At 61.7% G+C, this 24770-nt stretch carries 23 protein-coding genes; 7 read left to right on the forward strand and 16 right to left on the reverse strand.

Annotation, left to right across the window (positions count from 1 at the left end; genetic code table 11):
- Positions 1-28: 28 nt before the first annotated feature.
- Positions 29-1141 carry a peptide chain release factor 2 gene (prfB, locus tag HNR05_RS06845; protein ID WP_179578339.1) on the reverse strand — a complete coding sequence of 371 codons (1113 nt, stop codon included), beginning with the start codon at positions 1139-1141 and terminating at the stop codon, positions 29-31.
- A gap of 42 nt (positions 1142-1183) precedes the next feature.
- Between prfB and HNR05_RS06850 the strand changes: the two genes are divergently transcribed.
- Complete coding sequence (locus tag HNR05_RS06850) at positions 1184-2464, forward strand: MFS transporter (RefSeq protein ID WP_179578340.1); 1281 nt, start codon at positions 1184-1186, stop codon at positions 2462-2464.
- Positions 2465-2468: 4 nt separating this feature from the next.
- Positions 2469-3116 (forward strand): pentapeptide repeat-containing protein, encoded by a 648-nt coding sequence (locus tag HNR05_RS06855; protein ID WP_179578341.1) that lies wholly within the window; start codon positions 2469-2471, stop codon positions 3114-3116.
- A gap of 10 nt (positions 3117-3126) precedes the next feature.
- On the opposite strand, the gene HNR05_RS06860 is transcribed toward HNR05_RS06855, so the two are convergent.
- The 7 genes from HNR05_RS06860 to HNR05_RS06890 form a co-directional block, all read right to left on the reverse strand.
- Positions 3127-4011 carry an EamA family transporter gene (locus tag HNR05_RS06860; RefSeq protein ID WP_343062493.1) on the reverse strand — a complete coding sequence of 295 codons (885 nt, stop codon included), beginning with the start codon at positions 4009-4011 and terminating at the stop codon, positions 3127-3129.
- Positions 4012-4061: 50 nt separating this feature from the next.
- Positions 4062-4502 carry a pilus assembly protein TadG-related protein gene (locus tag HNR05_RS06865; RefSeq protein ID WP_179578343.1) on the reverse strand — a complete coding sequence of 147 codons (441 nt, stop codon included), beginning with the start codon at positions 4500-4502 and terminating at the stop codon, positions 4062-4064.
- On the reverse strand, positions 4499-4972 hold the full coding sequence (locus tag HNR05_RS06870) for a hypothetical protein (protein WP_179578344.1): 474 nt from the start codon (positions 4970-4972) through the stop codon (positions 4499-4501). The genes HNR05_RS06865 and HNR05_RS06870 overlap by 4 nt, the downstream gene beginning before the upstream one ends.
- Positions 4947-5348: a TadE/TadG family type IV pilus assembly protein gene (locus HNR05_RS06875; RefSeq protein ID WP_179578345.1), complete on the reverse strand. Its 402-nt coding sequence runs from the start codon at positions 5346-5348 to the stop codon at positions 4947-4949. The genes HNR05_RS06870 and HNR05_RS06875 overlap by 26 nt, the downstream gene beginning before the upstream one ends.
- Positions 5345-5524 (reverse strand): hypothetical protein, encoded by a 180-nt coding sequence (locus HNR05_RS06880; RefSeq protein WP_179577138.1) that lies wholly within the window; start codon positions 5522-5524, stop codon positions 5345-5347. The genes HNR05_RS06875 and HNR05_RS06880 overlap by 4 nt, the downstream gene beginning before the upstream one ends.
- Before the next feature lie 1167 nt (positions 5525-6691).
- Positions 6692-7960, reverse strand: a complete 1269-nt coding sequence (locus tag HNR05_RS17360; protein ID WP_218868832.1) for a hypothetical protein — start codon at positions 7958-7960, stop codon at positions 6692-6694.
- A 91-nt stretch (positions 7961-8051) separates the two neighbouring features.
- Positions 8052-8606, reverse strand: a complete 555-nt coding sequence (locus HNR05_RS06890; RefSeq protein ID WP_179578346.1) for a hypothetical protein — start codon at positions 8604-8606, stop codon at positions 8052-8054.
- Between the two features lie 1011 nt (positions 8607-9617).
- Here HNR05_RS06890 and HNR05_RS06895 point away from each other — a divergent pair.
- From HNR05_RS06895 to HNR05_RS06915, 5 genes are all read left to right on the forward strand, one after another.
- Entirely contained in the window at positions 9618-12233 is a 2616-nt protein-coding gene (locus tag HNR05_RS06895; RefSeq protein ID WP_179578347.1) for a hypothetical protein, read from the forward strand.
- Positions 12234-12670: 437 nt separating this feature from the next.
- Positions 12671-13789, forward strand: a complete 1119-nt coding sequence (locus tag HNR05_RS06900; RefSeq protein WP_179578348.1) for a DNA polymerase — start codon at positions 12671-12673, stop codon at positions 13787-13789.
- Positions 13774-14163: a hypothetical protein gene (locus HNR05_RS06905; RefSeq protein ID WP_179578349.1), complete on the forward strand. Its 390-nt coding sequence runs from the start codon at positions 13774-13776 to the stop codon at positions 14161-14163. The genes HNR05_RS06900 and HNR05_RS06905 overlap by 16 nt, the downstream gene beginning before the upstream one ends.
- 163 nt (positions 14164-14326) lie before the next feature.
- Positions 14327-15097, forward strand: coding sequence for a sigma-70 family RNA polymerase sigma factor (locus tag HNR05_RS06910; RefSeq protein ID WP_179578350.1), 771 nt, complete (start codon positions 14327-14329; stop codon positions 15095-15097).
- A 1402-nt stretch (positions 15098-16499) separates the two neighbouring features.
- Positions 16500-16775: a hypothetical protein gene (locus tag HNR05_RS06915; RefSeq protein WP_179578351.1), complete on the forward strand. Its 276-nt coding sequence runs from the start codon at positions 16500-16502 to the stop codon at positions 16773-16775.
- A gap of 24 nt (positions 16776-16799) precedes the next feature.
- On the opposite strand, the gene HNR05_RS06920 is transcribed toward HNR05_RS06915, so the two are convergent.
- The 8 genes from HNR05_RS06920 to HNR05_RS06955 form a co-directional block, all read right to left on the reverse strand.
- A complete protein-coding gene (locus HNR05_RS06920) occupies positions 16800-17780 on the reverse strand; it encodes a tyrosine-type recombinase/integrase (protein WP_179578352.1) in 981 nt (326 codons plus the stop codon).
- 188 nt (positions 17781-17968) lie between these two features.
- Positions 17969-18118 (reverse strand): hypothetical protein, encoded by a 150-nt coding sequence (locus HNR05_RS06925; protein WP_179578353.1) that lies wholly within the window; start codon positions 18116-18118, stop codon positions 17969-17971.
- A 218-nt stretch (positions 18119-18336) separates the two neighbouring features.
- Positions 18337-19299, reverse strand: a complete 963-nt coding sequence (locus HNR05_RS06930) for a BsuBI/PstI family type II restriction endonuclease (RefSeq protein ID WP_179578354.1) — start codon at positions 19297-19299, stop codon at positions 18337-18339.
- Positions 19296-20819: an Eco57I restriction-modification methylase domain-containing protein gene (locus HNR05_RS06935; RefSeq protein ID WP_218868833.1), complete on the reverse strand. Its 1524-nt coding sequence runs from the start codon at positions 20817-20819 to the stop codon at positions 19296-19298. Before HNR05_RS06935 ends, HNR05_RS06930 begins: the two co-directional genes overlap by 4 nt.
- Positions 20820-21372: 553 nt before the next feature.
- Entirely contained in the window at positions 21373-21978 is a 606-nt protein-coding gene (locus HNR05_RS06940; RefSeq protein ID WP_179578355.1) for a hypothetical protein, read from the reverse strand.
- The gene (locus tag HNR05_RS06945) at positions 21978-22142 is read right to left on the reverse strand and encodes a hypothetical protein (RefSeq protein ID WP_179578356.1); all 165 of its coding nucleotides are present in this window, start codon (positions 22140-22142) and stop codon (positions 21978-21980) included. The genes HNR05_RS06940 and HNR05_RS06945 overlap by 1 nt, the downstream gene beginning before the upstream one ends.
- A gap of 292 nt (positions 22143-22434) precedes the next feature.
- Complete coding sequence (locus HNR05_RS06950) at positions 22435-23862, reverse strand: recombinase family protein (RefSeq protein ID WP_179578357.1); 1428 nt, start codon at positions 23860-23862, stop codon at positions 22435-22437.
- Positions 23862-24749, reverse strand: a complete 888-nt coding sequence (locus HNR05_RS06955; protein ID WP_179578358.1) for a type II secretion system F family protein — start codon at positions 24747-24749, stop codon at positions 23862-23864. Before HNR05_RS06955 ends, HNR05_RS06950 begins: the two co-directional genes overlap by 1 nt.
- Between the last annotated feature and the right edge of the window lie 21 nt (positions 24750-24770).

The raw sequence follows: 24770 nt of genomic DNA on the forward strand, positions 1-24770 counted from the left end.
GTGACTCGCTGTAAAAACTGACTGAAATTTAGTCTTTCGGAGACTGTTTGCGCCAGCGGATGCCGGCGGCGATGAAGCCGTCAAGGTCGCCATCGAACACATTCGACGGGTTGTTCACCTCGAACTCGGTGCGCAAGTCCTTGACCATTTGGTACGGAGCGAGCACGTAGCTGCGCATCTGGTCGCCCCAGCTCGCGGTGATCACACCAGCCAGTTCTTTCTTCGTTGCGGCCTCGGCTTCGCGCTGCACAAGAAGCAAACGAGACTGCAGCACCCGCATGGCGGCTGCCCGGTTTTGAATCTGGCTCTTCTCGTTCTGGCAGCTCACCACGATGCCCGTCGGCAAGTGGGTGATGCGCACCGCGGAGTCGGTTGTGTTCACCGATTGGCCGCCGGGTCCGCTTGAACGGAACACGTCGACTCGAATGTCATTGTCAGGAATCTCGACAGATTCGGTCTGTTCGATCAGAGGAACAACTTCGACCGCCGCGAATGAGGTCTGGCGTTTGCCAGCCGAGTTGAAGGGACTCATCCGCACGAGGCGGTGGGTACCTGCCTCGACACTGAGCGTTCCGAAGGCGTAGGGCGCATCGACCTCGAATGTCGTCGACTTGATGCCGGCTTCTTCGGCATAACTCACGTCGAGAACGCTCGTGGAGTAGCCGTGCTGCTCGGCCCAACGCAGGTACATACGCATGAGCATTTCGGCGAAGTCCGCCGCATCCACGCCGCCGGCACCGGCCCGAATGGTGATCACCGCGGGACGCGGGTCGAATTCGCCATTCAGCAGTGTCTGCACTTCGAGTTCACCGAGCACTTTCTGCACGCTTTTCAACTCGCTGGCTGCCTCATCGGCGGATTCGGGATCGCCCTGTCCGTCGAACGCCATCTCGACGAGCACGGCAAGGTCGTCGAGCCGCGTGTCGATGCTGGTCAATTTCGCAAGCTCCGCCTGACGATGACTGAGGGCACTGGTGACCTTCTGGGCACGCTCGGTGTCGTCCCAGAGGTCGGGAACGCCCGCTTGCTCACTCAGGTCGGCGATGTCGGCGCGGAGTCGATCGACGTCGATCACCGACCGGATGTCGCCAAACGTGGCCCGCAACGCGGCAATCTGCTCCGAGAAATCCTGCTCATCCATGTCTCGCCCAGCCTACCGGTCTGGCGTAGCATCGACACCGTCATGAGTTCAGCCGAACGTCCATTCACCCTCCGCTCCGTCGCCGTTGCAGCTTTTCTTCCCACGCTGCTCTTTTCGATCGGCGAAGGCTCCATCATTCCGCTGCTCCCCCTTGTCGCCCATGACCTCGGTGCCTCACTCGCGATCGCGGGTGTCATCGCCGCCATGGTCATGGTCGGTGAACTGATCGGTGATATTCCGAGCGGATGGGTTGTGTCACGTATCGGGGAACGTAACGCCATGATCAGCGCGTCTGTCCTCACCGTCGTCGCCGTACTCGTCTGCATCGCCGCCCCGAACCCGCTCGTACTGGGTATCGGTGTGTTCGTCATCGGCCTGGCCACAGCGGTCTTCGCACTTGCTCGGCACGCCTTCATGACCAGCTACGTTCCACTCGCCTACCGCGCCCGGGCGCTGTCAACGCTCGGCGGCATCTTTCGCGCCGGCTGGTTCGTCGGGCCATTCCTCTCGGCCGGCATCATCCAGCTCACGGGCGGCGTTCAGGGCGTCTTCTGGCTGTTTATCGTCTGTTCTGCGGGAGCCGGCATCCTGCTGCTGTTCCTCACCGACCCAGAAAAGACCTTCGGCCCTGCGCAGTTGGCCGCCGCCCCGGACGGATCGATGCACCATGCCGGGGCCGAGCTGGCCTCTGAAGAATCCGTGGGGCTGTTTCACTCGCTCTGGCTGCACCGCTCGGTTCTCGCACGACTCGGCACAGCGGCCGGGCTGGTCGGCGCCATGCGGGCGAGCCGGGTCGTGCTGCTCCCCCTCTGGGCCGTGAGCATCGGCCTGGATGCCCCCGCAATCGCGCTGATCATCGGCATCGCCGGCGGACTCGACTTCGCCCTGTTCTATGCCAGCGGCCAGATCATGGATCGGTTCGGGCGCATCTGGACGGCGCTTCCTTCGATGATCGGACTCGCCAGCGGATTCCTCGTGCTTGCCTTCACCCACAATCTGCCAGACAACGCTTCCTGGTTTATCGGAGTGGCCCTGTTCTTGGCCCTGGCCAACGGGGTCGGCAGCGGCCTCCTGATGACGCTCGGTGCCGATCTCGCCCCTCGCCCCAACCCTGCCCAGTTCCTCGGCGCCTGGCGTTTCACCGGTGATGCCGGCAGCGCCGCAGCGCCCCTGCTCGTGGCCGGGCTCACCGCCGTCGCTTCGCTTTCAGTCGCCAGTGGCGTGGTGGGCGTGCTCGGTCTCGTCGGCGCCGTGTTGCTCGCGCGTTACATCCCACGCTATGCCCCTCACCGACGAGGGCCCCAGCAAAGTGCGATTCAATAAAGGGATGCGTACCAAAGCCCCAACCATCGACCCCATTCATCTCGACGGACTGACCGATGCCGATGGCCTCGACATTGACGCCGGCGCGAGCCGCGAGGCAGAGAGATACACCGGCGCCGAGTTGGGCGGGCGCGATCTCACCGGCATTAGTTTCAGCGAGTGTGAGTTTCGCCAACTCTCCCTGAACGACACGAAGCTGCGCGGTGCATCCTTTTCGGAGTGCATCGTTACCGACCTGCACGCCCCCGTCTTCAGCGTCCCTCGCTCGATCTGGCGCGATGTGCGCATCGAACACTCCCGGCTCGGCTCGGTGGAAGCCTACGAAGCCACTCTGCGCGGGGTACAGATCGACGGTTCAAAGCTCGACTTCGTCAATCTGCGCAGCGCCCACCTGACCGATGTGCTGCTGTCGAACTGCATCATCGAAGAGTTGGATCTCGGCGGCGCGACGATTCAGCGTTTGGAGCTGCGCGACTGCCGTATCGGCACCCTCGACGTGACAAACGCAAAGCTGAAAGATGTCGACCTGCGTTCAAGCGATTTCAGTGCCATCCGCGGCATCGAAGGGCTGCGCGGGGCGACCATCGACGATGCCCAGCTCTCACAGCTGGCTCCCCTGCTCGCAGCGCATCTCGGCCTGCGCGTCGAGTAGCAGCGCCCGGTTAGGTCAACGCCCCGGCCGTGCGTTCGAGATCTGTCGTGGGCTGATCCCGCTGAGTGGCAAGAGCCGCGCCCGCGGCGACACAGACGACGACGATCGCCACGATCTGCTGCACTTCGAATGACTCGCCCAGCACGAGTGCACCGAAGACCGCGGCAATTGCCGGGCCACAGCTGGTGATGATCGAGTACACGCGCGGAGTGATGCGGCGCAGAATATATGTGTCGAGCGTGTACGGGAAGGCGCTGGACAGCACGCCCACGGCGACGAGCAGCCCGATTACTGCCCATGTGAGCGCCGACAGCTCGACCGTGATGAGCGCGACCGGCAGAATCAGAAGGAGGCTGACCACTCCAGCGATCGAGATGCCCTCGAGGCCGGGAAATGTGTGTGCAACACGTCGGGTGAGTAAAATGTAGGCCGCCCAGGCGCCCGCCGCAATCAGAGCGAAGACGATTCCGAGCAGGCTGATCTCGCCGCCGGTCCAGGTGAGCAAGACCACTCCGCCCGCCGCGAAGAGGGCGCACAGCACGTCGAGCAGGCGCCGCGAGGTGGCCAACGCGAGCGCGAACGGACCGAGAAATTCGATGGTGGCTGCGATACCCAGGCCCAACAGGTTGACCGACTCGTAGAACGCCAGATTCATCACGGCGAGTACGACGCCGAGCGCCAAGGCCGGCCAGATCAGACGCCAGCTGAAACTGGAACGTTTCGGGCGGTAGAACGGAAGCAGTGCGCAGAGCATGACACATTGACGGGCAGCAACGACGACGGGTGCGCCGACCAGAGGGATCACCAGACCGGCCAGTGACGATCCGAAATTGATGCTCACTTCGGTGGCGACTTGGGCGCCCGCCCCGATCATTCGGTCTTTCTGAGTCGTCACTCTTCTCCTTGCCGGCATCCGACACGGATACTGAACGAGCGTACCGGGCGTCAGCGGAAGATCGCTCGGGCCTCGGCCGTCACCTCGAGGGGAAGGCCTACCGGCAACACGAGCGTGAGTACCGGCGGGCGCCACGCTGAACGCAGCGTTACCGTGGCACTGTAGCCATCGAGCGACTCCGCCTGGGTCACCCTGAGCCCCTCAAATTGCGGGTGCGGTGCGACAGCGAGGAAGCCATCGACGGCCTGGCGAACACGGAGCGAGTCCAGCCGCGGACGCAGCTTTCCCTCCTCGATGGTCACTGCGCCCAGGTCAAAGGCCTCGGCCCCGGCGAGCGCCGCCGCGTCGGCCAGGCTGAACAGCCGTTTGCGCTCCAGGTAGAGCGAGGTGGCAGCGGTGAGTACGAGAATCAGCACGAGGGCGAGCATGCCGTAGAACACCGTCAGAATCAGAGTTGAACCGGTGTCGCCGCTGATGCGCCGCCTGGTCACTGCGCGCCCCAGAATCGCGACACGGTGTGGCTGGCGCGTGCTTCGAGTGGGATGCGTGCGGTGTCGTGCAGCGAGAGCACGTCGGGAACCAGCGGTAGCGCAATGCTGATCCTCACTGTCACCCTCACGATTCCCTGCCGTTTCAAGCATCCGGCAACCGGATTGTCGCACTCGATTGTGATGGTTGAATCGTCAGCGTCGAGACCATAGTCGGCCAGTCCGAATTCGATAGCGCGCAGCGCCCGCGCGCGTGCCTCGGTCTCGTCCGGTGCTTGCACGAACACGCGCGCTGCGTGCCGCGCCGCTCCTTCAATGGCGAGCGCACCACTTTGGAGCGCCGAGAGCGTCACAACCAGGTAGACGAGGGGAACCAGAAGAATCATCCCGGCGGTGATGAACTCGAGTGATGCCGAGCCGCTCTCGCTGCCGGCCCGACGACAAGGCTCAGTCCAGACTTTCCACCGCAGCATGGCCCACCACCCTCACACCGCGGTCGAACCCGAGCAGGCCCAGGAGGGGAAGCGGAGCCCTGACCCGAACCTCGACGCTTGGGAAGCCGTATTGGGTGCCATAGGCGGCGGTAATGTGTGACGCGTAGACCGGTCCGATGGCCGATTCAATCAGGTCCCTGGTTCGTTCGGCCCCGTCGGACGGACCGTTCCCGGCGAGCGCCGCGTATCGGGCGCCCTCCGACGCGGCGTCGAGGAGTGTCGTACGCACATACAGCGCCAGCGCAAGCTGGATCACCGACAGTGTCAGGAGCGTCAACAACGCTGCGACGAGCACGAACTCGGCCACAGCCGAGCCCTCATCGTCGCCGACTGCCGTACGCCCGGCAAGAGTCACAACCCGGAGACCTTGTCGATCGCTTGTTTGAACACACCGCTCAGTGCCGGACCCGCCAGCGCCCAAATGATGATTACTAACCCGGCGGTCATCAGTGTGATCAACACCCAGCCCGGAACGTCGCCCGTGTCATCCGTCCATCCCCGTCTCATTCGACGCCACCAGACCAACATCATCGTCTCCTTCTCTCGTTGTGACTGCTTGTACGGTCAAAATCCGGTTTGAAGTACGTAGAGCCCCGGGTAGACGGCGAAAAGAATCGTCATCGGCAGGATCAGGAATACCAGGGGGACCATCATCGAATAAAGATGCTCCTAATGAAACTTCGGTCGGAGTTCAGAAACACGCGGCACTCCATCAGCGATGAGGGTCTTGCAGATTGTGCGGCCGACTGCGAGCAGCATCGGCGACGGGCCCCGAGCCCCGGCGCGTACTCGAAAGTGAACTTGACTGAGAATGGCTGCCGCTTCGGCCACATCGCTTGCCAAGCTCGGTGTCACCAATCTGGTAAGTCGCGTGAACCTCGTAGTCAGGTAGGTAAGTTGTCCCGAGCCCGCCAACAGCGCACCCGTCGATGGCCCCGATGGTCCCGTCGTTGGTGACGGCGACGCGGCGTGCACTCCGGCGCCGTCTACGCTCATGGCAGTTTCGTGGCGCGGACGGGCTGTGTGTACCTGACGGTCGCCTCAGCCGCCAACGGAGCTCTTGTCCGGCCATCGGCGGCGTCCGATTGACATCGACAGCAATAGTTTTGCGGTGCTGCCACCGGCACTCTAGCGACAACCCAATCGTCCAACATAACCGAGCCCTCCGGCATGGAATCCCTACCCACCAATCGGTGTGGGTCATAAGTGACGTGGTCAATCCGTGCTTTGTTTCCGGAACCAATGACCGAGTAAGTCTCGACGGTGAAGGCCCCCTTGTCCTCGGGGCTGCCCACCTTGAATGGCACCATCGCGCTGCCGTCTTAGCCCCACTCCATGCGTTGGGCCGCTCACGAAGGCTGGCCCGGTGCCAGCAGACAGCGCGCTCCGACAGCCGAACAGTTCGTCATCGGGCCGTGCAGCTTGCTCGCAGCGCCTACCGTCGCACCTCCACGCCACTGACCGGCAGTCGTCGACGAGGTCGGCTTGTCGGATAAGAACGCTCATCGCCACACTCACAGTGGTTTTCCTTGCAGCCGCAATCACCGCACTCACACTTCGACCCAAGAGCACCACGTTGCTCATCCAGCGCTCAGCACCTCTCAATATCCCTGCCCGTGTCCACATCCGGGTCTAGCCGTTAAACACCTCTCGCCCAGCAGCCCGAAGACATACCGGGCGAGAGGGCGAAGCGGAGAATTACCAGTCGCTACTACCATCATCTGGAGCGTTGCACGTCCAGTGGACGGTCCAGTTGCCAGGGCCACCAGAAACCCAATAGCTGGCGACATTCAACCCAGGGATAAGCAGTAAGCCACCCGACGAGCTGTTGCTGCCACCAGCGTTATTGCACGTCATGTTGGAACCGACACCGATGGTGTATCCACCGTCGGACGATGAGCCGCCACCGCCACCGCCACCGCCACCGGAGTTGCCACCGCCGCCACCGCCAGAGTAACCGCCACCGCCACCGGAGTTGCCACCGCCACCACCGCCACCACCGCCGCCGGAGTAACCGCCGCCGGAGTTGCGTGCTGCTTCGTCTGCTGCTGCCTGTGCTGCTGCTGCGGCTTCGGCTGCCTTCTGCGCTTCGACAGCGTCGTGGGATGCGCGGACGGCTTCCGCTGCAGCAGCGTAGGCGGTCAGGGTTTCGACAGGATTGGCTTTCTTGTCCTTGAACGCTGCGATTGCTGCGGTAAGTGCGTCGCGTTCGCCCTGGCCGGCGGAGACTGAACCGTCGAGGCGGCCCTGACCGTGCGCTGGCACCGACTCGATGACGGCCGGGAACGTGTCAAGCAGGTTCTGGGTGCCGGTAGCGACCTTGCTGATGAGCTTGCCAGTGTCGTCCGTCGCCTTGGTCTTGGCGGCGATGAGCTTGCCCAGCTTCTCGGTGACCGCCTTGATGTCGTCGGTCTCCTGCGTCTCGTTGGCCGTCGGTGCGTCCGGGGTCGCGATGACCTTAGTGCCCTCGACGAGCTTGCCGGTCTTCACGTCGAGGGTGCGGTCCGCGGCAATGCCTGTGAACAGCTTCTCGAAGGTCTTGCGCTCTCCGTCGACAGCGAGGCGAGCGGGCTCATCAACGATGCCTTCGACCGCGGTGACAAGAGCGCCAACCTGAGTGTTGAAAGCCCCGGCATCCACGACAGTCGTGCCGAGCAGGTCAGACTTCGTAGCGTCCGCCTTCTTCGCCAGGGCGAGCGCCTTCATCGCCTCGGTGTAGTCGGTGACCGCCGCGGTGTGAGCCGCCTTGTTGGCGGCTCCTACAGCAGCGAAGGCCGCACCAGTCCCGCCGGCTACAAGCAGCAGGGCGAGGCCAGCAGCGAGTCCAACCTTGGTGGGCTTCGGGAGAGCGTTGAATCGCGACTTGACGTTCAGTTCAACGGGCGCGTCAGCTACAGCATCGGCATCGGACAGCTCTACAGTCTCAGGTTCGAGGGGGCTCGTCGAGCCGGGGTCAAGATTTGACATGGTTTGATGTTCCTTCGTTTCACGGTGCTCCCGCCCCGAACATTGTTCCGAGATGACTCAGAATTTAGGGCGGCAGCCGAAGCCACCGCCCTCACACACTGTCGGCCTCCACGACGATTTCGTCATCCGCGCGGACATGCAGTTCGCCGACACCGAGCTTCTCGAGCGAATCCAAGTACGTCCGTTCCGTGTACGCGTTCAACCAGATGATGTTCTCACCGACCGGCCGCTCAAATTCGCTGAACGGGGCGTAGTTCGTGGTGAACAGAATCAGCGGGATTTCCTCACGCCATTCATCGAACTCAAGGACAGGGCCGTCCTTCCGAGTGAACAGCGCAGTCAGCGTGTCCTCAGACAGGTCCTCAACGACGAACTGTCCTTCCTCCTCCAACGTCGCCACGACCGTCGCCTGCGCCTTCGCGGCCAGAACAGCGAGATGGTCAAGGCGAGCTTCCAAGTACGGGTCGTCCTCAGCGTCCATCTCAGGGAGTTCGACATACCCCACGATGATTTGTTCGACGAGTTCTGTCACAGTGTCAGCGAACAGGGCTGCGCCAGACGGAACAACGAACGCGTACGGGAACGGCGCGCCGTCCTCACGAGTGGGGAGTTCGTCGTCCGGGGAAGGGCTGATTGCAAAAGCCATGTGGTCCTTGGTTGTTTGGGGGGGGGCGCCAAGTGGCGTTCCTAGTCGAGCTACGCGCGGGAAGGGAGACTTCGGCGTGGGCTACCACCAACCAATATTACTGTACGAGCGTACGGTCAGTGCCGCTATTCGTACAGATATCTCATTGTGGATGCCAAACAGCGCGGCGGGAGGGGCCACTGCAAATTGCTCAGATGTCCCCTTCCACCTCAACGTCTAGTGAGTTGACGCCGGGCACCGACACGACCTTGCGCGGTGTTTGTAAATAGCCCCCGGGGCGAACAGCCGGTTGGGAAATTGGGCGACTATCTCCCTCCAAATCGCGCGGGTTGAGAGCTCATCAGCCGAACGGGCTAGGCCTTTACTCAAGTTGCGTGCGCCTTGCGGGTCGGTTAATGCGATTTCGGTGAGCAGCCGTCCAATCTTGCAGTGACGGGTAGACGGGCGCGCTGCTATTAATGACTCGAACATGGAAGTTCACTTTCGAAAGTGAGGGCTGCGCCGCCTTGTGATGCTGGAGCGCCGCTTACTCGGTGACGGCCGTTTGAGGCCGAAGCCCTGATATGGGTTCATCCCGTACCCTGCGGCGGGTTTCAAGGAACTGCCTTTAATCAGCGGTTCCGACATTCCTGCCCGGAGGGGGGACGGGGGCTTCGGGGGGCAAACTCCTTTCATTCTGGGTAGCTCCACGCGACAAAGCTTTGAGGGGCTCTCCGTCCGCAATCCTCACATACCCCGAAGGGCGGGGGGCAGGGGGGGCATTGGGGGAGGATTCTCGTCCAGCTTCATTGATGGACGAAACGACTCAGGACCTGAAGATTCTTAGAGAGCGAGTTCAGAAGTGTCGCCTCTAAAGCGGGGATAACGAAACGGCGGAAAAATGCCCCCCTTCTCCCCCTGTCCCCCTCTTTGCTTGCCTCAATCCAAGCACCCTGAGGAAATCTTTTGCCGATGTCTCAAAAATCTTCCTACCCCGCACCTATCTGGAAGTAACAGAAAGGTCCCCCCCCCATGGATTCATTGACCGCCGGCTTCGATGCCGACACCGCCAGGATGCAGAAAGCATCATCCGAGCTTCAGGCCGCACACCTGACGCTGGTACCGCAATCCTCCAGCTCAGCACTGGCAATTCAGATGGGCCTACGCGGAGCAATCCCAACTGGGACCGAACATACGTACCCGCTGACCATCACGATTCCGGCCCAGAGCGATGCGTTCGATAGCGCCATCGCTATGGCCTCCTGCGAGAAGGTCTTCAAACGGCTCCGCACCGGATGGGTGGAGTCGTCCTCCAACGGCATGCTGCAGGCGTACGCCGGTGTCACCCTTTCCACCCCCGAGGCGTATCAGCAGCTCATCTCCAGCCTCCCCGCCGTGACCGCGACGCAATCCTCTGTGCCACTCGCCCAGCTGACTTTCGGCAACGCCGTCATCGTTGCCCCAACCGCAGGTTTCGCACTCGCTGACGGCGACCGCGGCAGGCTGACACCTCTCAGCCCGCAAGAGTTGCTGGGCGTTGGCGTCGTACTGGATGTAGCTAGTGACACCCGTACGGCGCTCGTCCGCGGTTACGACACCCGCGAGCACGACGACCAGACCAACGGGATTCGAGACCGATTCAATCGACGTACAACATCGCTCGAGATGCGCCAATGGGCACTCGATGCAGGCTGGCAAGAAACCAGCAGCGGCGCGACCAGTCACGACTATCGCCGTGACAACCTCATAGCGCGGCTCCCACATGGGTTATCGACGTTTCTCCAGCTAGACGCAGATTCTGGGAAATTGACGGAGGTGCTCCGGCCGTTCGACCTTTACGCAAAGGCCCAAGCGAAAGCTCGTGCGAAACCTGAGGAGACCGCTGAGGAACTCGCTACGCGGCTGGTCGAGGAAGGACACGTCACCACAAAGACCGAGCTCTTTGCCGCGCGCGGCCGCGCAGTTCAGGTGAACCGCAACCAGCCCACGCTGGCTGTGATTACCCAGTTCGCCGATTCCATTAAGAGCGCGGTTCTGAACACCGATGGTGGCATGCCCTTGGCTTTCGCAACTCAAACCGATGGAGTGGTCGAGGGGATTATTTCAGTAGCCCCTTCGGGTTCGGTCCGACGATGGAACGAGCGAAACGGCACCGGTCTTCTCATCGCCGCAGCCCAGCTTGTCCGCACCCGTGAGGGGAAGAACGGCCCATCGGTCGAGTACGACCATTCTGTGCCACCTTCCATCGTGAGCGGGACGCTCGAGGCCTTGCAGGGCCCCGGCATGCTACCGCCCGTCGAGCATGTCGCGACCGAGCCGGTTCTCACTCCTGAAGGCCGCATCGCACGTCACCCCGGGTACAACCGCGCCGCCAAGGCGGTCATTACGATGCCCCACCGCGACCGCTCGCGGTGGCTGCGGGACTACGTGGTACCCGACAACCCGAGCAAACAAGACGCTCAGGCTGCCTACGACTTCCTCCGCACGGAACTCCTGGAATCCTTCCCATTCGCAACGCCGGTTGACCAAGCGCGCGCGTTTGCCTACCTCCTGACATGCGTAGGGCGCCCGCTCCTGAACGGCTCCATCGGGTTTCTCGCTACCGCCCCCGACAGGGGTAGTGGCAAGTCATATCTGCTTATGATTGGCCGCCTCCTCGCGCAGGGCCACGTCCACGCTACCTCGTACAAGGTCGGTGGATGGGCTGACGACGAGACGCAGAAGGCCCTGGTTTCGCTCATCCTCTCCGGTGGCCGGTTCTTCCACTGCGATGAGGTCCCCCGGGGCGCCGAGGTGAAAGGCACCACTCTCACCGGCGCACTCTCCGCGGTCGATGGCGAAGTGAAGCACCGCATTCTGCAGGGCAATGACATGGCCACCCTGAAGAACGTCATCATTACGGCAGCCGGAAACCAGGTTGAGCTCGGCGGTGATACCAATCGCCGTTTCCTGACGATTAGGATTCAACGCCCACCCGCAGGCACTGCCTCGGACCAAACGGTCTACCGTCACCCAAACCTTTATGCCTACGTCTTGAAGAACCGGCCCCAGCTCCTCGCGGCGGCGCATACGGTTCTGTTGCACGGACTGCAGAACAAGGCCACGCAACGCGTCATCCCGGGCATGAAGTTCTCACACAACTGGGCCGGCCAGATTCTAGGGGCGATGTCACACCTAACCCACTCGAACGGTCGAGAGCTTGCAGAATTCGCTCTCACCGGCTGGGACGCTGAAGTGGCCGAGCAAGACGACCTAGGGACCGAGTGGGGGGAACTGCTCGCCGCCATTTGGAAACATTCGAGCGGCCATCCACGACCGGCAGCGGAACTCTTCAAGATTTCTAAAATCGGCGCCGAAGATGAACGCCCTTTGCTTCCATCCGAGCTCGCTTTCACCGGCGGTACGGAAACGCAGATTGCCGTCAAGTGGGGCAACGAACTGCGGAAGATTCTGAATACAAGCGTGCCGTTCGAAGGCGTGACTTACCGAATGACGGTACCCAACCGTGCAGAGAAGTCCAAGAAATCGAAGCAGTATGTTGTCGAAGCTTTTGATGCGTCTGGCCGCGCGCTCATCCCCGGCCGCCCGATTGCCCCGCCTGAGCCCAACGCAACCGTCGCCCCGCCCGAGACGCACGAGGTCAGCTAGTGGAGTCGATTACCCTGGAAGAGTTCCGGGCAATGCTGGTGACTCAACGACCGTGGGGTGCCGCGTTGACCGACCGTCAGCTCGCCTTCGGGACAACCAGCGGGCGAAACCTGCTCATCTCGCGCACGGATACCCAGGCAATCCGGCGCGCCCTTGCCGCTGTTCGGGACTCTGGGACCAGCGTTTGGGTGGCGAACGCGGCTCAAACCGCCATTGCTCTACATCGCATCACTTCGCAGCCACTCGACCGGTTCGGATGGATGTACTGCGCCAGTGTCGCCCAGGCAGTCATACAACCGGGTGCTGAGTCGTGGGTGTCAATGCGACGAGACCGCCCCACACTCAAATCCGCAGGGGCAGCACGTCAGGCTGTATCGACTGCTCGGCTCATGGCCACACTCCAAGACCAAGCAGCACTAGAAACTCGAGCGGCGGTCATGACGTCCGCACGTCACGAGCAGCTTTGGCGACCGCGGCAGGCGCAAGGGTGGCGCGTTGATATAGAGCTGCTCGAGAGTGAACTCGCCTCGCACCAGGCGCTCCGCGCCCAGGCCGCACGTGAACTTGGCTTGGACGTGCTCGACGAGTCAGCCTCCGGCGCGACCCGAACGCACGATTGGCTGCAACGAGTTGGCATCCACGTCACGAACCACGACGGCGCACCCTCGCTCGCGCGAAGCGACGCCGACCGAACAATCGTTCCGCCCACTCAGGCAGCCCACTTGGTGTGGGCGCAATTCCGCGAGGCCCGCCATATCGGGGCAAGATTGTCGACACTCGGGCAGTTTGAGCACTACCGCAAGGGCGACCGGGTGTTCCCTCAACTTGTCCTGCACCACGCGAAGACTGGCCGCGGTACTATCCTGCGTCCCTCGCTCCAGAACACCACCGGGGCGCTTCGTCCGCTCCTGCTCGCCGAGCCGGGACACGCGCTGGTGGCACTAGACTTATCTCAAGTCGAACCGCGGGTAGCCGCCGCACTTTCCGGCGACTCCTCCATGCGCGCCGCTATCCTTGCCGGCGACCTTTACACGGACCTTGCCCTGAAAGTCCGCGGAGATGCTGGGGCCCGGTCACTTTTCAAAACGGGCTTACTCTCGGTGCTCTACGGCGCCGGCGCCAAAGGGCTCGCCCAGCGGCTGAACTGCGAAGTTCCCGAAGCGACCGCCATTATTGCGGACATCTGGGGAGCTTTCCCCGGCCTAGCGGCATACGCAGAACGACTAAAAGCGGAGATGCGGGCAGGAACCGCCGAACTCACCATTGGGGGTCGCCCCATCCCGAGGCCGTCAGTAGGCAAAGAATACGCTGTGCTCAATACGCGCATTCAGGCCTCCGCGGCAGACGTCTTCTACGCCGGCATCATGCGTGTCGCCGCAGTGCTCGGCGCTGAAAGCTTGTGGCTGCCGTTCCACGACGAACTGATAGTCATGGTCCCGACCGACGACGCGGACCACGCCGCAGATGTCCTCCGTGAGAAAATGACCGAGCACCGGGGTGGCATTCCCATCACCGGCGAGCCGCACATTCTCGGACCCGCATGGCAGAAGAGCTAATCTCGAATTTGGAGTTCGCGACAAAGGTAGGACAGACAATGTGCCGTTCGAAGGCAGACGGCGGCGCCCGCTGCACCGGCAGCTGCACCGATTCAGCTGTCGAACGGCGGCGCGAAGCCGCCCGCGCCCGGTACGCTGCGGCCAAAGGCGCGCCGGTCAGAAAGTACGGAGTAAATCCCCCTCGCAAGAGGAACCCAAAGGCATCCCCCGCCAAGCATTCGGCCTTCCTTGCCGGAGATGCGCTTGACGTTATCGCAGCCGCCGTAGCCGAACTGCTTGCCCTTCAAAAAACTGGTGCCCCCATCAGGATGGCTGACCTCGACGAGCAGGTCAGGGACGCGTTCATGAGCGAGCTAGAAGCCACCGAACCGTAACTACACTCACCCTCCCGGGTGCGTTCACACCGCCCACAACCCCGCACAGATGTTTCCTGTGCGGGGCATTTTTTTGCCCGGGGACGCACGAAATGGCGACCGCCGCAGGGTAACGGACGGACTGGGAGAACCCAGCCCTTCGATTACGACGAACGGCCATTTCATGCTGCTTTCAACCCTGCCCGATGCTGAACTTCGCGAGCACGCACTACCCGACATTCGACTCGCCACCGACGCCACCCGGGCCCGCCGAGCGCTCCTCCTCGCGCGCACCGCCAAGCACAACGATGCCCGCGCCGCCGAAGTGTCCATGTTCGAGATGCGCGCTGCCGCTGAAGCCCGCCAATCCCCGGGCAACCGTTACGCATCCCGCGCTCACGCCGAGTTCATCCGCCGCTACGAACCACTGGTTGCCAAGATTGCGGGACGCTACAGCTCCGGTACCGGCCCGAGCCACGACGAGTTGATGCAAGAGGGCCGGTTAGCCGTCAGTACGGCCCTTGCGAGTTGGAACTCGAACACCGCCTCCTTCGTCAGCTACGGCGCTACGTGCATCACCCGGGAGCTGCGGCGTGGCACCGTCGCTCACAGCGACCGCGCTTCGCGACTGTCCGAGCTCACACGAAACGACGACACCGGCACCGAAACGATTCGAGCCGATGTTGAAGCTCAAGCACTCGCTGATTCCAGCGTGCAGAGCACCGAGGATGCAGTCATCAGCGGCGAACTGAAACGTGTTGTGCTGGCAGCACTCGATTTGCTCCACGAGACCGAACGTTCAGTGGTCACCGGCTACTACTTGCCAGAGGCCGGAGGCCCGACTCGAGCCGCCCTGGCGACCGAGCTGGGACTTTCAAAGATTGAGCTGGCAAACGCCGAGGCGAGCGCTTTACGAAAGCTCCGCAGCGTTCTTCTCGACGCGACTGCGTATTGAATTCAAGATTCTTTGGGAGAAAGCCGAAAAGACCTGGCACGACGCCTATCTATATGTACATCCCTAACGAAAGGCACCCAATGGAACTCCACGAGACGCTCGAAGGCGGAATCGAAATCAGCGTTGGTGACAACCACGTGCTCATCACCGGCCCGCTCCCCCCAGGATTTCGGGAGGCTCTTGTTGCCCGGATAGCGGAAAGCACGTCGGACGAATAGACCTATTTCCTACGGACCTATCTAGCCGCAGCCGTATCGAAACTTCGGCCGCAAGCAGCCGAAGAATTTCAGGGCGCTAGCCCAAGTCGCTGAGGTGTTCCCCTCTTTTCGATGCTGCACTTTTCGCCTTGAACGCATAGAAGGAGGGGGAACCGCTGCTCCCAACCCGATACCAAGGGGAGCTACAAACTTCACGGCACCTCGGCCGGCCTTTCGCCCACTCGCGACCATCCCGAAGTGCGCGCTCTGGACTCGTAGCTTCACGCCAACAACGAACCACGGCGGCATCCGTCAGTGCCACCCGCGCTGAGCCACCCAGCGTTCTGCAGGCAGACCACACGTGCCGCAGGCTGACCGAGCTGCCCGATGCAATTTCATCTACCCGACTGGCGGCAGCGTTGATTCCGTAGCCCCCGCATCAGTCCCGCGCGAGCGCTGCGCCCCTCAACGACGAGCGGGCCGGGAGGGCGAACTCGCCAAGGCGGGAGCATCCGCCAGACTTCCAACAACTAGGCGGCTCGAGCAACAGGTTCATTGCGTAGCCCAGACGACTGCCGACGTGGCCGGCAAAGGGAGAACACCTCACGATTCATGCCACAAGGACCGTGCCGAGGGGATGGACGAGACCTGCACATTGCCGACATATTGAGACCAAACAAACATCCGAAAATTGAAAGGTGGACGACGTTCCGTCGAGGTGACGTCATAAGGTAAGGAAGCGCGGTACCATTTTCAACATCAGCATGGGCAGTATTGGCCGGAGATGGGTGGGGCATTTTTCGAGACTCTCCCACCATTGCAGGCCCGCTTGTTTGCGCTTCTTCCTACCTACGGCCCCCAAAAGCAACGGATAGGGCGTTCGCACTGACAGACACATGTGTGAGTCGAAGTCATCGCCTAACGAGAGGCTCGACCGCGTCACCGCCACCCCGTTCGCACTCTCGGCGTAGACTTCCGCAATGGAACCGAACGTAGTGCAGTTGCCGCTTCCCGATGAGCCGGTTGTCGCCCTGGATGGCACGGAGCCGTGGCTAACCACTGAGCCAGAGTTGGGCGAGTTGTCGCCGGAAACTTGAGGGCGCACTCGGCCACCGGAGAGGGGTGAGCAGGCACGCTCGCCTTCGTTCCACACCGCGCGGGCGGACAGCGTCATTGGTTGTTGGGTAGCGCGCATAAGGGGGTTCATGAGCATCCCGTTCGGCCCCAAGGAGTCCCCCGAAGTTATTGACTCTTTCGGTATTGCGCTCCACATTTTGGCGGCAATGTCTCCACTCGAGCTGACGCCGGAACGCTATTCGCGATGGCGCCGGCTCGCCCGAACCTTCCGCAAACCTGGCGACTTGGTCGCAGCCGTGATGACAGATTTCCGCTACCACAGCCGCTGCATTCGCGAAGGCGTCGAGTTGGTCATGTCCAGCCCGGAGTGTTGCTGCATCCTGGCCGGGGACCCGGAGCCCTAGCGGCCCGGTGCGTCGCTGCAAACCTCACAACCCAAGCGATGCCGCACTGGTTTCTTCCATCAAGTTCGCCGAACGGATGTAACCCAGAATCACGCTCGAGGAATGCCGCGTTGTACGTGCAATTCGCTCCAGCGGAACCCCTGCCGCCGCCGCCTCCGTGATATGCGAAGCGCGGTAGGAATGTCCGCTCAAGTGCTCCACTTCCACGCCCGCTTTCGCAGCCGTTGCCTTGAGGATGAGGCTCACACTTTGCCCGCTCAACTGCGTAGTTTTTAGAATCACGTCGCCCCGGGTGACACGGGTGAACACCGCGTCCTCCGGCCCACCACCGCGCACACCCAACCACGTGCGCATCGAACGCACTGGGCACGTTGCCGGGTTGCTGCCAGCGACCACGGCAATCTCCACACCGGCGCCGACCTGGTCGGTTTTGGAGCGTCTTATGGTGATTCGAATCCCGGAGGCTGAAAGCTGAAGGTCGCTTCGTTTGAGGGCAACCACCTCGCTGCGCCGCATCCCGCTTGCGAAACTGAGGAGCATGAGCGCACGGTCGCGGCGACCCGAGTTCGAGTCGGTGTCAAGGGCGTTCAGCAAGCGTCGAAGTTCGGGTACATCGAAGGCCCTGGCCTTCTTTCTAGGTGCAGTCCCGAGCTCCCGGCGCAACCCAGCCAAGGTCTGCACAATACCTCGATGCCTGGTCACGTCACGGTGGCCGCCGTCGAGGTGCCAGGCCTTCAGTGCGCTGCAAGCGATGGTGATGGTGCTCATACTGAGGCCGTCGTCAGCGGCGAGGGTCACCAACCAGGCCGCGACGCTGCGTGGGTCGGCGGGGAGCGGCGTGTGATTGCCATTCGCGGCCGACCATTCGGTGAACCGCTTAATGGCGCCGGCATAGGCCCTTCGTGTGGCTGGCGCGCGGCTGGCGAGCAGCGCATTCTCCACGAGTTTGATGTGCCGCTGCGTTAGTTCCGTACCACCCGGCTGCGGCTTCTCGATGAGTTCCATGAGCCTAACTATGCGCGGTATAGCGACGTCAACTAACGCGACAATGAACAAGGCCGGTTAGCTCCCGCTAATGAGCGTTAGCGCTACTTGGCGGCATCAGTGAATTTGGCGAATGCCGGGCCGGCAATGAAGCCGTAGAACCTATCGCCATAGTTGGAACCTCGTCGAAGGAAGACCCGGCGAGGAACTCAGTTTGCATTTGGCTCGGACTTGAGCGTCGCTGGTATGAACACATCGGTCTCTAGAGCAAGCTCGGTCAGCCTGCCGGCGATATCCATCACGACTTCCACGCTTACCCCGCTGAGTTCCTGGATGTGCTCTAGGCCCTCGATGGGCATCTCGTCGGATTCGTGTTCCCCGCGGAATCCAAGTACGCCCGCACGTCAAGCTCCATGCCGGCATATGTGTCAATTCCGTCTGCAAACTCTCACCAACCGGCTTTGAGGATACTGGTGACTTCTCGGCGGGAGTTGGACATTTCGTAAACGGTAATAGGCATTGGTCAAGGCTATGCGCCAGCCTAAACCGTCGCTCGTGCAGGAGTGTTTCTAACCCGTTAATTACCAGCTCGGGTTCGTTCGTGCGGGCCCAAGAAACGGTCGCCATTGAGGTGCATCATGTGTGACGGCTCGTCAGCTGTCCACGCTTCGGTCTCCCATGCAAGGTCGGCGAGATACCCCCGCATCGTCTTCCGGTCTGGGAACGCCGAAACGTATACGAGGCCAGCGGTCGAACCTGAGAACAGTTTTGCTAACTCTCCGTGCCGTTTTCCATCAACCGGCCCGTGGGTGCTGGCAGCTTCCATCAGGAAGAGCCAATTCTTGTCAGCCTGGTGAACGACGAGGTCTGGCATCTTGCCGTGGGAGTCAATCGTCACTCCGAGTGCGGCAAGGTCATCCTCGAGAAAGACTGCAAGCTTTGCGTCAGCATCGCCGATGTAGAGCACATGCCCACCTGGTGTGAAGCGTGGGCAGAAATCCTCAACCATTGCTTTGATGAGGACATTCTGACCGCCACCGGCAATGTCAATTTCGGTTCCATCCGGAAGAGTGACGGGGATGCGAGTCATCTCGCGCGCCGCGGCGTATTTGGCCTTAAGCCCCGGCGCCGTGACCAAGTATTCGGCCAGACGCTTTTCAAACTCGCTCGTGCCGAACGTCTGCAAGAGAGCCAGCCCTTCAGGGGCGACCATGTAGTTGTTGTCCTTTGAATTGGTCACACGTCCGGGGTCATCGGCGTTGTAAACGACTAGGCCAGCGTCGACAAATTGGTGGAGGGTCTGTCGGCGGAACGTTTCGCGAGAGTTTGGCGCGTAGTCCTTGCCGTAGTGTTGGCGGACCCACCCCATGATTGCGTGAGTTCCGAGCATCGGGCTTTGCGCTTCGGCCCACGCGGAACCCGGCTTGAGCTGTAGAAGTGCCAGGAGCGTCCATGCGCTTCTGTCTCCCGATTGGGCCTTATCGAACCCGAGAGCTTCAAGCACTGACCGTGCTTCTTTGAGACGCGATTCCGCGCTCAAGCGACCATCTCCGTATCGAGCAATTCCGTAACCATCCGGTCAATCTCCCCCTGCGTCGGCAACTCGAACGGTTCATCCCGTCCCAACGAGCGTAGTGCGGCGGCGGACGGGAAAAGCATCGACCGGAGGTCGGTGGCGTTCACCTGAGTGTGCCCAGAGAATACCCGGAAGTAGGTGTCGACGAGAGTGGAGTTCAACCAGATATTCAGTCCGGTCGCCAATCGCATATCGAGGCCGGTGCCGTTGGAGTGAACGTAGTTGGTCTTGTTATCGAAAGCGGCTGGTGTGGTCGAATCAGACCAAACGCCTGCAACGATTCGACGACGTTCTTCCTTAGCCGAGAACCGTTTGATAATGACGTAGGCACCAGCGGGAACAAGGAGTTTTTCATCCTTCGGCTCGACGAACTGGAACCACTGCGGCTTACCTATCGGCATTGGGTGAATCGCTATGCCAGATTTTATGTTCGCGGGATACACCATCGGGTAGGTTCCGCCGTCGGGTTCGCTCACGAGGTTGTCTCGAGAACGGAAGTCAACCACGCGGCCAGTGCTCACTTTCACCCCGAGGTCTTCAAGCGTCGCCGGCAGGCTCTGCATGATGCTCGTAGCATCGTCGGCACCGGCAGCGGAAGGGATGCGGACGAATCGGTGGAGGTCGCCGGGGTGCACAATCACATCAGCTGGCACCACGCGTTCTGTAACTTCATCTTCATGCCCGGTCGATGCGGATAGCGTGACAGTGTTGGCAATGCCATCCCGAGTGCCGGCGATGATGATGTTCTCTTGCAGGACTCCAGTGTCAGAGAACACGGTCTTGCGTGATTCGAATACGTGAATGCGGCTGAGCGAAACTCGGTCCAGCAGGAATCCACGGAACTGCGCGAAGTACGGCCCGTTCGCGAAGCTACGCGGTGTAATTGCTACGAGCTGCCCTCCAGGTTTGAGCGCAATTGCCCCAAGGGCGAGGAACGCAGCGTAAAGGTTCGGTGCCTCAACCCCGTGCCGTGCCATTGCTTTTCGGTGCGGTGAGCCTGCGGGAATCTTCGCATATGGCGGGTTCATGATGACTAAACCGAAGTCGGCGCCGAGCGATGCGGCTTCCTCAATGAAGTCAACTGTCACCAAACCGGTACTGACTTCAACCCCGAGTTCAGTCCCGGTCGCTCGAATGTCGTCAAGTGTTTCACGAAGAACTCCGCAAACGCTTTCATCAAGCTCAACGGCGACGAGTTCCAGCTTGACGGCCGGCGCCTCTCGAAAGATTCGCGCTGCGATAGCAGCGGTGAGCGACCCCGAACCCGCACCAGGGTCCAGCACTCTGAGAGTTCCACTCGCGGGGAGCTGCACCATCGAAGCAATAAGGTCCGCCGCGATGCCTGGTGTGAAGAACTGACCCAACGCCGCCTGAGAATCCTCATCCAGCGACGCCAGCGACTGTGTGCGCCTACCTTCGGTACGGGCAAGGAGAGAAGCGATTGAGTCCATACGATTTACTTTATCTTTGGCGACTGACGCCACCGTCCAGTCCGGTCCCGGAGCGGGAACTCCAGCTCGATTTTGTCGGCCCAGCCTTCATCCATGTGACTTGCGCCGACGTCGAAAATCCGTGAGAGAAAATCGGCCCGCACCTGGCTTATACCTCGACCAGGTTCTTCACCTTCGAGCAACGTCAAGCGGCCGGAACGGTGAAGGACTCGAGCCATGTAGTTCATGTCGCTAAAGCTCAAATCCGTGTCCAACATCATGAGCTGGTCCACCCGGGTTCGCCCCGCGTTCAGGTACTCACGAATGACTTCGAGGCGGTCGGCGAAAGCTTCGCGACCGTATTCATCCTGCGAATCTCGACGGGCTCGAGGTGTGCCGCGAAGTATTCGTGATGGTCGCGGCCGGTTGCGCCTACGAACGACATCGGCTTGCCGGCGCGCGACACGGAGACCACGTTACTGTTCCGAGAAGCGTGAGCCAACCGCACCCAATCCAACAGTCGCTCGCGGCGTTCCAGCGTCACCCCACGGGCCCCGTGAGCACCTCAGGCCCAATGAACAAGAATGTCGTTGCCATGGTTCCCCTATTAGAACGGTTCGTTCGGGTCGCCATCATAATCGCGCTGGTCGTGCAGCTTCGGCGCGTGCATGTGAATCAAAGGCGCATCCAGCCCAACCCACTCGCAAGCTGCGGCCGCATCCGCAGGTTGGAGGCCGCCGTGAGCGCTTGCCCCAATCAGGAGCATGCAGTCACCGAGGGCATCGCGAGCCATCTTGCGGCATGCCGCTGAGCGAAGGCCCTCATCAACCCAAACCCCGTGGGTACCGTCTTCGTTCAGCAGGTCGAAGTACCCCTGCAGGTCGGCGACGCGCTCGTGGAACCGTTCAAGTTCGTTGATTCCGGTTCTCGGCTGGTTGAAAAGGAGCTCGACGGAGCATTGGAAGTTTACGCCGGTGACCGAGGTGAAATCGAGCGACTGCCCGTCACCGACGACGACGGTCGAAACGTGCCCTGCTGCGGATGCGCGCGACAGGATGTCAAAGGTGAGCTCGTAACTTGTGAGGGCTTCGGGCGGCGTTAGCGTTGGCCCGGATGCTCTAGTGAATAGTCGGCGTTCACTCAAGGCCCACGGGGCGTGCGATGGGCTGAGTACGCCCTGCCCGATGATGAGCGCAGCCATGCCGGGGCGCATCAGGCGAAGCTGAGCCGGGCGTAAACGCGGAGCGGTACCGGGCCCTCTTCGATGAGGTCCCAATCGGTGGGTTCCAGCCCTGCCGCCCGCGCCCACGCCGCTGCTTCCATCAACGAGCCGATGACGACATAGGAGGGCTGCGGTTGCTGAGCGATGGTTGCCATGCCCTACCTATGCGCAGTGCGTCGACGCGCCCGGGATTGCTCGGCCATGCACCCGGGACCGGCAAGAAGCATTTGCCACTGGCCTGGGGTTTCATTCCACAGCGGCGAACGGTTTGAGCATCTCTATGAATCCGAGCGCATAGGGCGTCTGACCGTTCACACCGGCGGTCGTTGCTCAGGGAACGGAACCGCCCATCATGACCACCTCTATCGCCAATTACGCCGCCCGCCTGGTAGCCGTAGCGCCGCCGCTATCCCCCGAGCAAGAAGCCACGCTTAGAGCCGTGTTGAGCTAGTTCTTCCAGTCAATCTGGACGGATTCAGGATTGAACCGTGCACCGGAACCCACGGGAAGAATCGTAACGGTGATGAGTGAATCCACAACATCCCGTTGCGCCCCGAGCGGTAACACGTCCCAGGCCGCCTGCACATCGGGTGCGCCGGCAAGATTGGTGAGCGGGCTGCTTGGCCGGGCAATGGCCAGCCGGCGTGCGGCTGCAATCTTCTTCCCTTCAAGGGATTCGTTCAGGCGCTTGAACTGTTCCCGGTTCATTTCGCCGTCTGAAAACATATCCACGCCAAGGGCAAGCTGCGCATCGAGGGCGTCCAGTGCGCTCTGAGCATCGAGGGCCTCTTGCGGGCTTGCCGCCCCGATGAGAATCATGGCATCCGGCTTTGAGAGCCGGGCCACGATAACGGCTACGACAACCTCTTCGACCTTCGCCTGATTGCGGCGAATCTTGAAGCATGCGCTGCAGTTGTAGGCCGGCGGTTGGCGTTTGAACGTGCCATTCGCTTGCTTCTGGCTGCGCCCATCGAGGCGCCGCATGCGCCCGCCCTTGGTTTCCCAGCAAGCGCCGCACCGGGCAATCCCTGAGAGCAAGTATTTGGGTGTTGCTCCTTCGAAATTGGACTTCCGTGATGGGTCGCTCAGGAACGCAACGAGCTGGTGATACAACTCGACGGAGATGATTTTCTCTGACTTCGATTCGCCCACCACTTCCCCGCGGTGCTGCCTGAGACCAGCATTCGCAGGCCGTACAAGGATTTGCCTGAGGACCGTGCTGTTCCACTTTCCGCCCCGCGGCGTTGGGATTCCGCGGGCATCAAAGTCCATAGCGATGGAGCGCAACGACTCCCTACTGAGCGTTCGTTTGGCGGCCTCCCGGATAATTTCTGCCTGCTCTGGAATCGCGAAGTCGAGGCCGATGGTTCCACCTTCGGGCACACGGCGTTCGAAACCGTAGGGGGCGAACCCGTGGGGCTCCCCCGCTTGGGCCTTTTGTTCATACTTTCGTTTGAGGCGTGCGCTCTGGTTCTCAGTCTCAAGGCGCGCGAAGATGCCCATCATTCGCGCGGATGTTCGGCCGATTGACGTGGACAAGTCAATTTCGCTTCGGCCCGTCGCGTTCGCCAATTTGAGGCCCGTCGAATTGGCGATGTCGATAACGTTCTCGAGCTCGCGCGGGGTTCTGGTCAAACGGTCGATGGCCCAAACGACGACGCCACCGATTCGCCCGGAGCGTGCGTCTGCCATCATCCGCTCATACTCAGGCCTTATCTTGGACCGTGTAGCGCTGACGTCGTTGTCGCGGTAAACGTCTACGACGACCCAGCCGAGCTGGCCAGCAAGGGCCCGGCAATCCTCTTCCTGGCGGGCTACGCCCTTCCCCTCGCCCTCGGAGTCGCTACTAATTCGGGTATACACGCCAGCATCCATTAGAAGCATCCTATTGGACTTTCGATGGGGACCATCATCGACACTTCCTTGCGGCCTGCCGATTCCAACAGGTCCCGTTTGGCTTCCTCGCGGGCGTCCTGCGCCTGCGCCCGCAACACGTCGGCAAGGGGCGTGCCGCGCTCCAACGCACCGATGAGCTGATCGACGAATCGGCTGAGCGCTGAGATCTGCAGGCGTTGCGTCAACGACGTGAGGGCTGTGGCCAGCGGCACCCCGGCGTGGACCTCGGCCACGACGCCGAACAGCTCTTTCGACACATCGCCGGAGCCTGCCTTCGACACTCGGCGCAGCCCATCGAGTATTCCCTCACCGGCCGACAGCGAGAGTGTCAAGAACTCAAGTACTGTCGGCAATTCACTCCGGATGCGCGCCACGCGGTGTGCGGCCGCACGCTGTAACAGCAGATCTCGCCCGAATGCTGCGGAAACGCCGCCCACAAGAGGAAGAAGAAGACGAGCGAGCAGGGGCAAGGCTTGAAATGCGGGGAGTAGCAATACCGCTGCGGACGCGAGCGCGATGCCGACAAGCGCCCAGACGAGTTGCAGTGCCCGAAAGGCATCAACGCTCTGCCGCGAACCCGATTGGCGAAGCCGCCGCTCGGTCGCGTCAGCGCCACCCACCAGCGCTCCGAACGGGCGGACCATCCGTTGAATGAGCGGAGCGAAAATCGAGCCGAGAACCGGGATGGGGCTGACCGTGGTGCGTCCGACCACTTTGCGCGCCTCGACCGATACATCAAGCAGGGAGGGCGCAACTCGCGCCGCGAGCCGTGGTCGACCAAACCGCGGGGTCACGCTCACCAGCGACCACAGACCGAGACCCAGCACACTCCCGAGGAACACTGCCCAGGCCATCGGGCTCGTCACGAGAACCACCTCATTTGAACC

The sequence above is a fragment of the Leifsonia psychrotolerans genome, assembly GCF_013410665.1.
Lineage (GTDB): Bacteria > Actinomycetota > Actinomycetes > Actinomycetales > Microbacteriaceae > Cryobacterium > Cryobacterium psychrotolerans_A.

Coding starts and splice junctions, on each gene's coding strand:
- prfB (WP_179578339.1), bottom strand. CDS start 1,141: ATGGATGAGCAGGATTTCTCGGAGCAGATTGCCGCGTTGCGGGCCACG.
- HNR05_RS06850 (WP_179578340.1), top strand. CDS start 1,184: ATGAGTTCAGCCGAACGTCCATTCACCCTCCGCTCCGTCGCCGTTGCA.
- HNR05_RS06855 (WP_179578341.1), top strand. CDS start 2,469: ATGCGTACCAAAGCCCCAACCATCGACCCCATTCATCTCGACGGACTG.
- HNR05_RS06870 (WP_179578344.1), bottom strand. CDS start 4,972: ATGCTGCGGTGGAAAGTCTGGACTGAGCCTTGTCGTCGGGCCGGCAGC.
- HNR05_RS06880 (WP_179577138.1), bottom strand. CDS start 5,524: ATGATGTTGGTCTGGTGGCGTCGAATGAGACGGGGATGGACGGATGAC.
- HNR05_RS17360 (WP_218868832.1), bottom strand. CDS start 7,960: ATGTCAAATCTTGACCCCGGCTCGACGAGCCCCCTCGAACCTGAGACT.
- HNR05_RS06890 (WP_179578346.1), bottom strand. CDS start 8,606: ATGGCTTTTGCAATCAGCCCTTCCCCGGACGACGAACTCCCCACTCGT.
- HNR05_RS06895 (WP_179578347.1), top strand. CDS start 9,618: ATGGATTCATTGACCGCCGGCTTCGATGCCGACACCGCCAGGATGCAG.
- HNR05_RS06900 (WP_179578348.1), top strand. CDS start 12,671: ATGACGTCCGCACGTCACGAGCAGCTTTGGCGACCGCGGCAGGCGCAA.
- HNR05_RS06905 (WP_179578349.1), top strand. CDS start 13,774: ATGGCAGAAGAGCTAATCTCGAATTTGGAGTTCGCGACAAAGGTAGGA.
- HNR05_RS06910 (WP_179578350.1), top strand. CDS start 14,327: ATGCTGCTTTCAACCCTGCCCGATGCTGAACTTCGCGAGCACGCACTA.
- HNR05_RS06915 (WP_179578351.1), top strand. CDS start 16,500: ATGAGCATCCCGTTCGGCCCCAAGGAGTCCCCCGAAGTTATTGACTCT.
- HNR05_RS06920 (WP_179578352.1), bottom strand. CDS start 17,780: ATGGAACTCATCGAGAAGCCGCAGCCGGGTGGTACGGAACTAACGCAG.
- HNR05_RS06925 (WP_179578353.1), bottom strand. CDS start 18,118: ATGCCCATCGAGGGCCTAGAGCACATCCAGGAACTCAGCGGGGTAAGC.
- HNR05_RS06940 (WP_179578355.1), bottom strand. CDS start 21,978: ATGCGCCCCGGCATGGCTGCGCTCATCATCGGGCAGGGCGTACTCAGC.
- HNR05_RS06945 (WP_179578356.1), bottom strand. CDS start 22,142: ATGGCAACCATCGCTCAGCAACCGCAGCCCTCCTATGTCGTCATCGGC.
- HNR05_RS06950 (WP_179578357.1), bottom strand. CDS start 23,862: ATGGATGCTGGCGTGTATACCCGAATTAGTAGCGACTCCGAGGGCGAG.